The sequence below is a fragment of the Streptococcus mitis genome (assembly GCF_003942695.1).
GTDB classification, from domain to species: Bacteria; Bacillota; Bacilli; order Lactobacillales; family Streptococcaceae; genus Streptococcus; species Streptococcus mitis_BD.
Window position 1 is genome coordinate 1 of record NZ_RJNU01000015.1, and the last position, 13,298, is coordinate 13,298.

Sequence of the window (13,298 nt, forward strand, 5' to 3'; positions counted from 1 at the left end):
CAACTTTTTTCAAAAAAACACGAACCATGGAAAATCCCCAAAGAGTTACAACATTTAAAAAGCAAGGTAGACGAGAAAACAAATTACTATTTAGATTTATATTTTACAAAACTAGAAAACGCAAAACAAAATTGTCTATATAGTTCTAAATCTAATCAATTTGTTAAATTTGTTTTTGCACCTCTGATAGAATTAAGTTTAGAAGATGAATTACATTTTTTCTTTGTTACGCTCACTATTTTTCAAAACGGATCAATAATAATAGAATTATTTGAGGACTTAAGGTCTTCATTCTATGCTGTAGACTTTTTCAGTTCCTATACAACAATGAAAGCCAAAATGTTTCCTGATTTTAAAAAGAAAAATAAATCTTACTCTCTAAACTCTTCACAACAATTAGATGATATTTTGAATTATATAAAAAAAGAATTGTCTTCAATAAATGGGGGAATACAGTTAAGTGAACGTTTCTTTTTTTTACATTTTATTACCAATATGAGTGAGATGAATAAAATGGGGTTTTTTAAAAAAGACAAATTATATACTTGGATGATTAATGCCCCATATAGCATACAATCTCTATCTTCTAAAGAGAAATCAAAATACTATTTAACAAACTATTTTGATTTAGATTCTATCAACTACATAAACAAAGGAGCAAATTATATCATTTGGAATGATGACAATTCTAATGATTTTGAATCTAATTTTTTACAACAAGCCGGTCTCTTTTTAGCTTCTGCTACTCCGTTCTTTCAATTAGTGTGTTTAGATGAGACTATTATGGATGGACTCGAAAAATTTAAACTTTCAAATGATAAACAACTGATTAAATTTAATGAGTGGATTCACAACTATAAAAGATCTTCTCTGTTTATCTATCGAATCAATCATCGAACAGTTTTTGATTTATTCACCCATTTGCAACAAAATTCTTATTTTAAGCACGATGAATATATAGAGAAAATTAAACAAGAAGAATTTGCCTTATTAAAAGATCGAAACCAGTTTAATGATTTACAAAAAAATAAAATGATGGAAATCATATTGTTCCTTGTCGGTTCTGTCTCTGTTCTTGAAGTTGTAGATATTTTTACTGATGATATTAAAATTTTATCAATTAGTGCTATGATTACTATCCTTTTGTCTACTGGAATACTAATTTATAGAAATCACAAATGATGTTTAAAGCCTTTGAAATGTTGATTTCAAAGGCTTTTTTTCTTTTGATTTTAGTAAAATAATTGAATTTTAACTGATTATAATCATTAAGAGATAATTTCAGCCAAATCTATCATAGCTTGTTCAATCTTATCCTTTCCTTTTTGCATAACATGAAGGTAGATTTTTTCTATCTCTCTACTATCTTCTGAATGTCCTACAAATTCTCGAATAACGTTTAGGCTTACATTCTTCTCTGCCATAACTGAAACAAAGCTATGTCGAAACATGTGAGGAACTATATGAATAGGTCTACCAAAATCTACTAAGTCATCAATATCTTTATAAGGTTTTCCGCTTTTCTTATTATACTTTGCCGACTGGCTAGCACCACCTCTTAAGAACATTGAAATTTCTGTATGGTACATTGGGCTACCTTGTTGATTCTTGCCTTTAACGTAGATTCTAGTAAATATATAGCCCATATCTTTATAAGTTGGATTGAATTCTGCTTGAAACTTATTTCGTTCAATATACTTCAGTAAGATTTGTTCTACTTTTGGTGACATTGGGATAGTTCTAACACTTTCTTTAGTCTTTAGAATTGCTCTATATCGTTCCTTCTCATCACGTAAATCTTCCTCTGCCATTTCTTTGTCAGTCTTATTATGGCTTGCCCTCTGCCAATGAACCTTAATGAGTTTATTCTTGAAATCTAGAACATCTTCATTCAAACCTAATGCCTCACTCGGTCTCATACCTGTCAAGTAGATAATTCTGAGTACATCAGCAACTAATTCATTATTATGTCGCTTAGTCCAGTTTTCAATAATCTTAAACACTTGGTTAGCCTCGTCAACTTCAAGATATTTTTCAGCTATATCTTCCCTAAGTTTCGCCTGCTCCTCTGCACTTGTCAGCGTCTTACGTTTAACCCTCTTATTCAGAATAGGGTGTTGCAACGCTGTCAATTCTCCCTGTTCTACCGCCCAATCAAATATCATCTTAAGATAGATATGAATATTCTTTGAAGTTCCCTCACTTGTATTATTAATGATAGCTTGCATTTTTTCCTGTTCCATACAGAACTGTTTAAGGCTCATATTTTCATTGAAATATGGGGAGATATGCTGATTATACACACTAACTCTAGTCTTTAGAGTATTCTTGGCAGGCTTAACACGATTGACCCACCACCTAAAAGCTAAACCGTATAATTCGTTATTTTCATCATACGGTCTAGCTATATCTTTGAGGCATAAAGTTTTACTAGGCTCTAATTCCTTTGGTTTCTCTCCAGTCAAATCTAATATGGTTTCATCAATCATTTCATTTAATAATTTTGAAACTTTTGTAATCAGCTGACTATTTTTTATATCGGAAATAAGTAACTTCTCTTGTCCCTTACTGTCTTTTCCTGTTGGTATTGCCTTAGTCGTATACCACCCTTTATTTTCTCCCCCTGTAAGATACTTATAACGACTTTTGGTTATCAAAGGGTGAGTATATCTCATTGCGAATTTAACAAGCACATTACCTTTTTTAAACGGGTCTGGTTTCCATTGATAAACAGTTAAAACTCGAGTAGTCTTACCTACTTTCATTTTTACCCCCTTATACTAAGCTATTACTGCCTCATTTTCATGAAAAATCTTATAATCAAACCAATCTTTAAATACTTCTGCATGAATAAAGACATTTCCGTGTGTTCCACAAATTCCAAAAGAATATGGACTGTTTCTCATTTGGCGAATGTAGTGATCCAAAGTTGGTAGTTTCATGCCCTTCCAAAGTTCATCTAAGAACTCTTTTTTCCGATACCAATTTTTAGTCAAATCATAATCTGACTTTTTCTTTATCTCTATCATTGAATACTTTCCTTTCTTCTGTTATAATCTAGTTAGTTAATTTTTAGAGGCGACTTGTTTTCAAGTCGTTCTTTTTTCTCCCCATAATGGGGAACTAGTCTGTTCTCGAATATACTGCTCTATATCCTTTTCATCATTACAGGTCAGCTTTGATAAACCTTCTTTTAGTAATCCTTGAATATAGGATTCAGCTTCCTCGACATCATAGGCTTGATACTTTGCTATATAGACTTTTGCCAATGTTTTGGCTACCTGTTTCTCTGTCCAAGCCTCTGACTTCCGTAGCGTGGGTTTAGTCCTTACAACACTCAAAACCGTCTGATTTTCAGTCTTGAGATAATCTAACCACCACTTGACCTTTTTTCTTCTCCAACGGTTGCTATCTGTTTCGTTAGGACGAACAAAACGATAATGACCATTTATAGCCTCAAAATAGATAGATGATAAAGGACGCTTTAGAAACAACTGCTCCGCAATAATATTGGCTTTTTCCTGCCAACATCTAAGTTCCGCACGAACCCAATATTGGCATTCTACGAGCTCTTGCTTGCTTAGTTGCTCCATAAGTTTATTATAGATACACCATTGCTGATTCCCTCTTGAACCTATGGCAACTGTCTCCCCTACTCGCTCCCCATTTTCTAAGACCGCTTTTTCATGATACTCAAAATGTTTTGCTTTCGAGATACATAATCCTTTCTTGCAATAGTCATATATTCGTTGAACATCTAAACTACCGTCAAATATATCGTGGGCAATATCTAGTCTAGTAAAGTTAGCATTATGATAATATAAACGACTTATTAAAGCAATCCAATTGTTTTCGTTACCTTTCAAAAATTCTTCATATTGACGACAACCTTGCCCTTTTAATTCGATAAATACACCCATAGAAAGCCTATCTTCATTGAAATATACTTTTATCTCTGAGCAGGCATAATGCCACTGATACTTATTTATTCCCCAATTATTTAATGTGAAATCTTCTAAAGGAATTAAAAGAATATCAGTCAAAACACTTTCTGGAGGAATATTTTTAACGGTTACTGCAAAATAATCAATTCTGACTGTATTCATAGGGTTATGCTCCTAGAATTTTAATGTCCTCACATACTAATTTAACACCAGCCCAGTTACTTCGTGCCATGTTCCAAGCTAAACGAACTTTCGGCTTAACTAACTCAATCGGAACATTCAAAAGTGATTCATTTTGAGCAAGTGTAGCGACCTTATCTACATTACCTACAATTTCTAGATTGATAGCTTTCAAATCATCAGTAGAAATTCCCATTTCAGTTAGCACTTTAACCTTATCGGCATCAAGTGCAGTACAAGCAATTTTAGTTACTTCTTCAGTCTTGATTTTCTCGCCATTAACATCGTTATACCTGTTATTAACTTTAGCAGATAGTATAACTACTTTTTTCGGAATATCAAATTGTGACATATCCAAATCAAGAGTTCCAATCTTAAGGGTTGTGTCTGTCATGTTATAAGTCATAATATAACTCCTTTTTCTATTCAAAAAATCATATCCTACACGAAAATCACTCTGAACCTTACTCCCACAAAGGTTTAAGGAAAACAAGTACAACCGACTATGCCCAACCCCTTACGTATCAAGGGTTTAGCCACCATTTCGTGTAGGTGTGTACCCCCTATTAGTACTGGGGGTATTTTTCTGACCTCCTGCAAAGCAGTCGGTAGGCTCTTTCTTCCTAGCGAAAAGAGGAACGCTCCGCTCGATTCTGCCCCTGGGCAATCGTCCCTATTTCGCTAGTCCGAAAGACCGTCATTGTTTCTCATACTCCAATAAAAATCGCAAGCCTTATCAAAATATTTCTCAAATTCTAGTTCATCAGACTTGAATGGAACTTCAACATATTTAGGAGTAGGAATAACTCCGTCAATTTGAATATAGCCTGTTCCAATATCACAAGTCTTGTAATCAATATCTTGACTTGAAAACATCATGCGACACGAATCTGAATCAGCAGTAGTCGAACCTAATAAGAGTGCTGTGCCAAAGTTTTGCCTCATATACGTCGGAATGAAGTCACTTGAGGCTCTCTGCAGACCTACTATAACTTCAATAGAGGCTTGGCGAGATTTTACTAATAGACTTCCAAGGTTCGACATTGCCTCTTGATAGGCTTGTTTCCCTTCTTTAGTAGTTTCTGCCTCTGTTTTGAAAGCAATCCCCTCATCAAGCACGATAATAAGAGGATAGTTCCCCTTAACATCAGCCCACGATAAAACTTTCCCTTTAGAAATATAGATGTCTGGATTATCTGCCATAACTTGAAAACGTCTATTCATTTCTTCAACAGCCTCTCGCAGAGCACCAGCAATTTGAAACGGACTATTATAAACAATCCTATAGCCCAACCTATCCTCCAATTTCTTACCAACAAGCCATGACAATTCTCCTTTCTTAGGGTCTAATAACTTAATTTCAGAACTTAAACGCAAGTATTGAGCCACTAGGTTCTCTATTATCACTGTTTTCCCTGATTTTGTTGACCCTGCTAGAAGCACATGTGGAGGTGAGCCAAATTGCCAGCCTACTTTCTCAGAAATTGTTATCTCTGTAGTTTCAAGGGTGTCCTCCCAAGTCAATCTCTTTTCAGCAGATTTAGGGAAGATATACATCACGGAATTAGTGTATTCAATCATTTCTTCCAACTCCAAAGACAAAGCACTAGAGAGGAGAGAACCAAGTTGATTAGCTTTGGCATCGTACTTGCCACCATATTTCATACACGCCACTCGGACATCTTGCTCAGTTTCTTGGAACTGGAGCGGGATATAATTGATGATTTTTTCCTTACCGTTAATCACTTGACTTTCATAAAACTTATTAGAAATCACCATATAATTTAAGGCATGGCTGACACTGTTAAAGAACCTTGATTGTCTCCGTTTCCAATACCTAAAGGAAAATACAGCAATCCCTAAGAATAAGATCGCAACAAGAGTATTTGCCAAATTTGTTTGAAAATTGGCGAAGATACTAATCAAAAGAACTATAAAAACACCATAAAAGTAAATTGAAATAGCCCTGCTATATCTGAATGGAAGATAGAGACTAGGTTTAAATTTCCTTACTCGTCCTCTATTCCACAACAATAACCGACCAAATATCCCCATATAGACACACCTCACTTACTCAAGTTTTTTTGAACACTTTTTATCAACTAATAGCAAAATTAGTGAAGGCAACTGAACAACTAATACGACTGCTGACAATAATACTGCCACTTTGGCGGACAAAAGTGGGGTGTACGCTTTGAAATTGATACCATCAGCTGTGAAGCCAGCTAAGACTGAAATAATAGAAAGTAGCACAAATGTACTGGTTTGCCAAAAGTAATTTCTCATTTTTGTTCTCCATTTTTATTTTATTAACAAAAGGGGGGGGAGGAGTGAACCTCCCCTCATAATTATTTGTAGTTATCCCATAAAATCCTCTTGCCACGAACAAGGTTATCCAACATAGAAATAGATGGGTTTCCAATGTGAAAATGAGTTGTGGCATAGTCATAAAATGCCACAAGTGCTTGGGCATAGAACTCTTGGAAAGTTTCCGTGATTCCCTCATCTTTTAGGAGCTGTGCCAGTCCCAGAGTATGAACAGTTGTCCCATGTAGTAATCCGTGATTTCTAGCTTTTTCAGAAGCTTTGGCTCTCAATTCTGGAGTGTGTAGTGCTTGTAAGACAAGCATTGCTTTGCTTGTAATCATTTTGATTTCTCCTTTTTTTAAAATAATGTAAAATAGAATTTCCTATTTCCGACTTTTATTCTGATTCTTATTGGGGAGGCTCTTGCTTTCATCTCTCTCCTTTCTTACATTTTTTCTTACAACTATTCTACCCCACTACTGGATGTTTGTCAACATTTTGTACGAAAAAATGTAAGAAAAAAGACCAGTATTTAAACTAGCCTTAACCGATTATACTATTAACTATTTTTTCTAACTCAATAAATTGACTAATTGCTATCTCTCTGACATCATTATCATTACAATTCTTTAATCTATCAATACTTTCCCTTATTTTTTCGGAAACCTCACTAAATATCTGATTTGTATTTGTTTCATGAGTAACAATATAAGCCGCTTTTAGCATTTCTCTGATACAAACTCCAATAGTTACAGACCTTGCTCCCAGTATTGATGGGAGAGTTGATTTCAACTGCTGAATTCCGTTTTTGGTATCCTCAGTAATTTGAACTTTTAATAATTTCGAAGAATCACTAATTGAATGATTTTTGATTGATATTCTTGAATCATAGACTTTTTTCCAATCATCGATATTCAAAGAATCTCTATATGCTCGATTCAAACACTCACCTTTTGATATACTTCCACCTGTGACCACTTCATAATAAAGTCTCATCTCTTCTAGATATTGAGCAGCCTCGAAGGAAATTCTAGCTTGATAATATTCCATTCCATTTCACCATTTCTTACATTTTTTCTTATATTCTACATCTTCTTTTAAATTTTTGCAAGTTTATACAACTCAAACCTAACCCCTAAAACATAACTGATTAAACTCCCAAAAAGTCACATTCTTCTATTTATCATTTATTTTCTCCAATATAAAAAGTCTATCACATTAAGGTTTCTAAGTATCATTATATTTCCTTAAAACTAAATCTTCTTCACAGAAGTTAAATAAGCACACCTACCTCAAAACGCCTTACTGGGCGTTTTTTGCTTTATTGGTTAGCAATCTATAGCTTTTCAGGAGAGATTTATGGTATTTTATCTTTGGATGTTCCCGCTACTCTTTATCTTTCACGATATGGAAGAAATTATCGGTCTTGTCCCTTGGATTCATCTCAACGAAACCTTGCTGGCTCAAAAGGCTCCTGCTATTCTCAAGATTCACAAAGGAATTACAACAGAGGGATTTGCCCTTGCTGTTTTTGAGGAGTTTATTCTTGTCTTATCCATCACTTTATTAGCGTATCTTACTCAATCTAGAGCGCTCGAATTAGTTTGGTTAGGAGGATTTGTGGCCTTTGCACTCCATCTCTTGCTCCATATTGGACAATCAATTCTTCTCCGTAAGTATATCCCTGCTCTCATCACTTCTATCCTTTGTTTTCCTGTCAGTGCTTATTTGATTACAGACATCGTGCATTTGTGGCAGGTTTCGACTAGCGAATTTTTCCTATTTTCACTGGTCAGTTCAGGCATCGTCGTCATCAATCTCCTCTTTGCTCTCTGGCTCGGGAAAAAATATTCCGCCTGGCTTGCCCATAACCATTAACAAAAGTTCCTTGCAATTTCAATTTGCAGGGAATTTTTTATCCTCCTTCACAGTTAAGAAGTGTTCTATAGTTTTTCAAGACAAAGCAAAAAGCCCACTGTTGTAGGCTTTCTGTAAGATATTTCTTAAAATTAAAGCATTTTGTTGTAGAATTCAACGACAAGTGCTTCGTTGATTTCTGGGTTGATTTCGTCGCGTTCTGGCAAGCGAGTCAATGAACCTTCCAATTTTTCAGCGTCGAATGATACGAATGCTGGGCGTCCAAGAGTAGCTTCTACTGCTTCAAGGATTGCTGGAACTTTCAATGATTTTTCACGAACTGAGATCACTTGACCTGGAGTTACGCGGTATGATGGGATATCAACGCGTTTTCCGTCAACAAGGATGTGACCGTGGTTTACGAATTGACGAGCTTGACGACGAGTAGTCGCAAGACCAAGACGGTAAACAACGTTATCCAAACGACGTTCCAAAAGAAGCATGAAGTTGAAACCTAGGATTCCGCCTTTGATTTTTGTAGCTTGTACGAACAAGTTACGGAATTGTTTTTCACCTACACCGTAAGTGAAACGAAGTTTTTGTTTTTCAGCCAATTGCAAACCGTATTCTGACAATTTAGAACGGTTGTTTGGTCCGTGTTGTCCTGGTACGTAGTTACGACGTGCCAATTCTTTACCTGTACCTGTAAGTGAAAGGCCAAGGCGACGAGCTTGTTTCCAAGATGGTCCTGTATAACGTGACATGTGTATGTCCTCCTGATATAAATAATATTTCGGTGGAAATAGTCACTTAGAAAGCCCTGATTCGTGCAGATGCCCTTCGCCTAAACAGCCAAGGTTACTTGTCATAAGACACCTGTTGACGAGCTTCATGCTTTCCTGCTGCTATTTCACACAAAGGCTATTATACCATGAAAAGCTAGATTTGTAAAGGGATTTTACGCCTTTATTTCAAATTGAGGCTGAATGTAAACTTGCTTCCTAAGCCATATTGACTTTCTGCTGTGATTTCGCCACCAAGCTGATGGGCTAGTTCTCGTGCGATCGCAAGACCTAATCCATGTCCACCTGTCTTCATATTGCGCGAAGTTTCTACACGATAAAGTCGTTTAAAGATCTTTTCCAAATCTTCAGGAAGGATCCCCTGACCCTCGTCTTTCACACTGATTGTCAGCTCTTGTTCTGTTAATTGGGCAAGAACCTCAATTCTGGTTCCTGGTTCTGAATATTTAAAGGCATTGTTTAACAAATTGACCAGAATGCGAGAAAGTTTGTCAGAATGGCTCTTGATTTTCGCTGACTCAGGTGACACTTGAATGTAAACATCTCGCTCCTCTTGTTCAATCTGGAGTTGAAATTCACTCATTGACTCAATCAACAGCTGATCTAAAAATACCTCTTCGACTTCTTCATCAGCAGTATCTTGAGGTTGTGTATTGAGAGTCAAAACATCCAACTCCTCCACTAGCTTGTTTAGACGCTCAGTTTGTCGACCAATCGTGGCTAAGTAGTGGAACCGCTCCTCTTCCTTAATCATTCCATCTAGAATTCCCTCCACAGTAACCTGAATGGAGGTAATGGGAGTTTTAATATCGTGAGAGAGCTGCGCAATCATCATTCTCTTTTCTTGCTCGCTCTCATCAAGTGATTGAAAGGTAGCCTGCAAATTGTGGGACATGTCATTAAAAGCCTGCCCCAGCTCTTGAAATTCTAATGGGCCTTTGGTTTCGATTTCTGTACTGAAATCCTTGCTGGCTATATCCTGAGCTTGTTTTTTCAAATGTTTCAGAGAAGAGAACACAGGCGACAAAAGAAAGATGCTCACTGCAGCGCCAATGAAACTAGCAATCAAGGTCATTCCAACTAGAAAGTAAACTTCGCTTTTCTCGATCAACATTCGTTGGACTGCCCAGAAAACGACCAAAATCGTTAGTAGAGTCGACACTAGATACCCCACTAAAATATAGTTTTTTAATTTCATTTTCTACCTCTTGGTCTTTCCATCTTATAGCCCAAACCCCAGACAGTTTTGATAGCAGGAGCATTTGAATTTGTATACTTGGTCAACTCTTGCCTCAAAGCATGGATATGAACATTGAGTGTATTAGTATCATCCACATAGTCCTCTTGCCATACCTTCTCATAAAGTTCCGTCTTTGAAAAGACTCTCTCAGGATTGCTGGCTAATACCCATAGAAGTTCAAAGGATTTTACTGTCAATTCCAAAGGTTGCTCCCCAATGCGAACCTCATGAGTCACATGGTTGATTACCAAGTCACCAAACTCGATCTGTTCTGTCTCTCCTCCACGGCTAAGGCGACGCAAGATATTATTCACTCTTAAAACCAATTCACGTGGGCTAAAGGGTTTGACTATAAAATCATCTGCCCCCAAACTTAATCCATAAATCTTATCCTGTTCGCTTGTCTTAGCAGTTGTAAAGAGGAAGGGTTGATCCGGAGCGATATACTGAACTTCACTGATAAAATCATAACCGTCCATATTGGGCATCATGATATCTGTGATAATGAGGTCGATAGATTTTTTTCTGAAAAGTTCTAATCCCTCCTTACCATCATGGGCAACCAAAACATCATAACCTGCCTGTATAAGATAGCGGTTTTGAATATCTAGAATATCTATCTCATCATCAACCAGCAAAATTGTCTTTTTCATCTGACACTCCTTTGATAAAAACAGTGTTATACTTGCTTTAGTATAACACTATTTTCCCTAATGTTTAAGTGATTTGAATCTTAATCTTCTCGTTTGGTTGTCAAACCCAAAAGTCCAACAAGCCCTGCCAAGGCTAGACCAAAAATACCAAGGCCAGCTGTAGCTGTTTGAGCTTCCCCAGTATTTGGTAGCATCGCTTTATCATCTTTTTTCATCATATTAGCCATTGGGCTAGAAGCTGGTTGATCTACTTTCATATCTGACATATGGTGATTTGTACCCATCATACCCTCAGTCGTACCTGTAGAGCCTGTTTCAGAAGGCTTCGTATTCATCTGACCTTGTTGAGATGGTATTGTCACCATTTCTTTTCCACGAAGCTGAATCGTTACTTGACGAGTAGCAATCAGATTGGTCAAATCAGGTTTGCCATCTTTAGAACCATAGACTTTAACAGTAGCTAGGTATGTATGGGTTCCGTTAGCTCGAAGTTGATCAAGCAAGGCCTGACCATCTTTACCAACCGTATTGCCATTCAAATCCACTTCGTAGAAATATTGGCCTTTAGCCAAGCCTTCAAGTGGCAATAGAGCAGGATTTTTAGCCGTTCCGTTGTCTGACCATGGGGCTTTGTCTGAAGCTTTTAACAAGAGGCGAGTCAACATGCCATCTCCACCAAAAGCTTCGTATGGAATAACTTGGTTAACACCTGCCAAGAATGGACCTGGAACATTTGCTTTTTCAAGGTAGCTAGCTGGAACATCAATGCTATTTTTGATGTTATTAGCAACAGAGTCTTTAACCTGATTTGGTGTGGTTGAAGCTTTCAAATTAACAGTCAAATCTTTAGTTGCTACCAGATTAGTTAAGTCAGGCTTGCCGTCTTTTGCACCGTACACCTTGATGGTTGCCTTATAACTTTGAGTTCCATTTTGTTTCAAGAGGTCAAGCAACTCTTTATCAGATTTGCCTTGGGTGCCAGCCAAGTCTACTTCGTAGAAGTAAAGGCCTTTGCCCAATTTTTCTACTGGTGGGAGAGCGGGATTTTTAGCCGTTCCATTGTCTGACCATGGAGCCTTATCGGATGCTTTCAAGATAAGACGAGTCAACATGCCGTCACCAGCGAAGAATTCATATGGAATGACTTGATTGACACCAGCTGTGAAGGGACCAGGGAAGTTAGCCTTGTCCAAGTAAGTAGCTGGGACATCTACTGTGTCTTTGGTGTTGTCAGCCACACCTTTTTGTACTTCAGCTGGAGTGGTTAAGCCATTCAAATTAACATCCAAATCTTTAGTTGCTACCAGATTAGTTAAGTCAGGTTTGCCGTCTTTTGCACCGTACACCTTGATGGTAGCCTTATAGCTTTGCGTACCATTTTGTTTCAATAGGTCAAGCAGCTCTTTATCAGATTTTCCTTGAGTACCTGCCAAATCCACTTCGTAGAAGTAAAGACCTTTGCCCAATTTTTCTACTGGTGGGAGAGCAGGATTTTTAGCTGTTCCGTTATCTGACCATGGAGCCTTATCAGATGCTTTCAAGATAAGGCGAGTCAACATGCCGTCACCAGCGAAGAATTCATATGGAATGACTTGATTGACACCAGCTGTAAATGGGCCTGGGAAATTGGCTTTGTCAAGGTAGCTAGCCGGAACATCTACTGTGTCTTTGGTGTTGTCAGCCACACCTTTTTGCACTTCAGCTGGAGTGGTCGCTGGTTGTGCTTCACTGGCTTCACGGTCTTGTCCAGAAACTGTAGACTCAGAACTTTCCACAGGTTTAACTGCATCTTCTGCTTGTTTTTTAGAGTCAGATTGTGCTTGCACTTCTTCTTTTGGTGCTGCTACTGGCTCTTTAGCAGTTTCGTCCGCTTTTTCTGAAGAGCTTGTCGTATCCACACTTGCTTTAGGTGTTGGAATAGACTGTTCTGAAGGAAGAGCTACATCGACTGCTTTTTTGAGAACCTCTGCTGGTAAGTCGCTCTTTTCACTCACCGAAGCAGCGCCTGGCACGACTTGGGCAGGAGTCGGATTGACGACATCAGCACGTGCAGAACTTGGTTGACCGACTAGGACAAAGAAGCCACTAGCCACAACAACTGAAGCAACACCGACACTGAGACGGCGAATAGACCAACGAGTATATCTTTGATTTGGATTGAATTTCATAGGATTCTCCTTAGAGTTTTCTTTTTTTGATGACTCTAGTATAATCTCCTAAAATTAAAAAGGATTAAGAAAAAGTTAAAATTTTTCTTAAATCCCTCTTATAAAATACTTATATTGACTCGTTAATTATTGGAGAGAGAGTAGCC

At 37.3% G+C, this 13,298-nt stretch carries 14 protein-coding genes; 2 read left to right on the forward strand and 12 right to left on the reverse strand.

All coding sequences use genetic code 11. The features are described 5' to 3' along the window. The coding region (locus tag D8852_RS09150) for a hypothetical protein (protein ID WP_260467102.1) at positions 1 to 1,182 on the forward strand (1,182 nt) is incomplete at its 5' end. An 86-nt stretch (positions 1,183 to 1,268) separates the two neighbouring features. On the opposite strand, the gene D8852_RS09155 is transcribed toward D8852_RS09150, so the two are convergent. The 8 genes from D8852_RS09155 to D8852_RS09190 form a co-directional block, all read right to left on the reverse strand. Then, positions 1,269 to 2,765 (reverse strand): tyrosine-type recombinase/integrase, encoded by a 1,497-nt coding sequence (locus D8852_RS09155; RefSeq protein WP_125425980.1) that lies wholly within the window; start codon positions 2,763 to 2,765, stop codon positions 1,269 to 1,271. 15 nt (positions 2,766 to 2,780) lie between these two features. Continuing rightward, positions 2,781 to 3,029: a hypothetical protein gene (locus tag D8852_RS09160; RefSeq protein ID WP_125425983.1), complete on the reverse strand. Its 249-nt coding sequence runs from the start codon at positions 3,027 to 3,029 to the stop codon at positions 2,781 to 2,783. A 60-nt stretch (positions 3,030 to 3,089) separates the two neighbouring features. Next, positions 3,090 to 4,106: a replication initiation factor domain-containing protein gene (locus tag D8852_RS09165; RefSeq protein ID WP_125425986.1), complete on the reverse strand. Its 1,017-nt coding sequence runs from the start codon at positions 4,104 to 4,106 to the stop codon at positions 3,090 to 3,092. Positions 4,107 to 4,110: 4 nt separating this feature from the next. Continuing rightward, a complete protein-coding gene (locus D8852_RS09170) occupies positions 4,111 to 4,530 on the reverse strand; it encodes a hypothetical protein (RefSeq protein WP_048785823.1) in 420 nt (139 codons plus the stop codon). A 275-nt stretch (positions 4,531 to 4,805) separates the two neighbouring features. Beyond that, the gene (locus D8852_RS09175) at positions 4,806 to 6,179 is read right to left on the reverse strand and encodes an FtsK/SpoIIIE domain-containing protein (protein ID WP_125425989.1); all 1,374 of its coding nucleotides are present in this window, start codon (positions 6,177 to 6,179) and stop codon (positions 4,806 to 4,808) included. A gap of 15 nt (positions 6,180 to 6,194) precedes the next feature. After that, entirely contained in the window at positions 6,195 to 6,410 is a 216-nt protein-coding gene (locus D8852_RS09180; protein ID WP_032461252.1) for a hypothetical protein, read from the reverse strand. A 62-nt stretch (positions 6,411 to 6,472) separates the two neighbouring features. After that, a complete protein-coding gene (locus D8852_RS09185; RefSeq protein WP_032461253.1) occupies positions 6,473 to 6,772 on the reverse strand; it encodes a hypothetical protein in 300 nt (99 codons plus the stop codon). 202 nt (positions 6,773 to 6,974) lie between these two features. Next, positions 6,975 to 7,481, reverse strand: coding sequence for a hypothetical protein (locus D8852_RS09190; RefSeq protein ID WP_032461254.1), 507 nt, complete (start codon positions 7,479 to 7,481; stop codon positions 6,975 to 6,977). Between the two features lie 309 nt (positions 7,482 to 7,790). Between D8852_RS09190 and D8852_RS09195 the strand changes: the two genes are divergently transcribed. Continuing rightward, a complete protein-coding gene (locus D8852_RS09195) occupies positions 7,791 to 8,309 on the forward strand; it encodes an HXXEE domain-containing protein (RefSeq protein ID WP_125425996.1) in 519 nt (172 codons plus the stop codon). A gap of 131 nt (positions 8,310 to 8,440) precedes the next feature. On the opposite strand, the gene rpsD is transcribed toward D8852_RS09195, so the two are convergent. The 4 genes from rpsD to D8852_RS09215 form a co-directional block, all read right to left on the reverse strand. Further along, entirely contained in the window at positions 8,441 to 9,052 is a 612-nt protein-coding gene (gene rpsD, locus D8852_RS09200; RefSeq protein WP_000092756.1) for a 30S ribosomal protein S4, read from the reverse strand. A gap of 202 nt (positions 9,053 to 9,254) precedes the next feature. After that, positions 9,255 to 10,289, reverse strand: a complete 1,035-nt coding sequence (locus D8852_RS09205) for a sensor histidine kinase (protein WP_125425999.1) — start codon at positions 10,287 to 10,289, stop codon at positions 9,255 to 9,257. Further along, positions 10,286 to 10,984 (reverse strand): response regulator transcription factor, encoded by a 699-nt coding sequence (locus tag D8852_RS09210; protein ID WP_000751225.1) that lies wholly within the window; start codon positions 10,982 to 10,984, stop codon positions 10,286 to 10,288. Before D8852_RS09210 ends, D8852_RS09205 begins: the two co-directional genes overlap by 4 nt. 80 nt (positions 10,985 to 11,064) lie before the next feature. Continuing rightward, on the reverse strand, positions 11,065 to 13,152 hold the full coding sequence (locus D8852_RS09215; protein WP_125426002.1) for an SSURE domain-containing protein: 2,088 nt from the start codon (positions 13,150 to 13,152) through the stop codon (positions 11,065 to 11,067). Positions 13,153 to 13,298 lie beyond the last annotated feature (146 nt).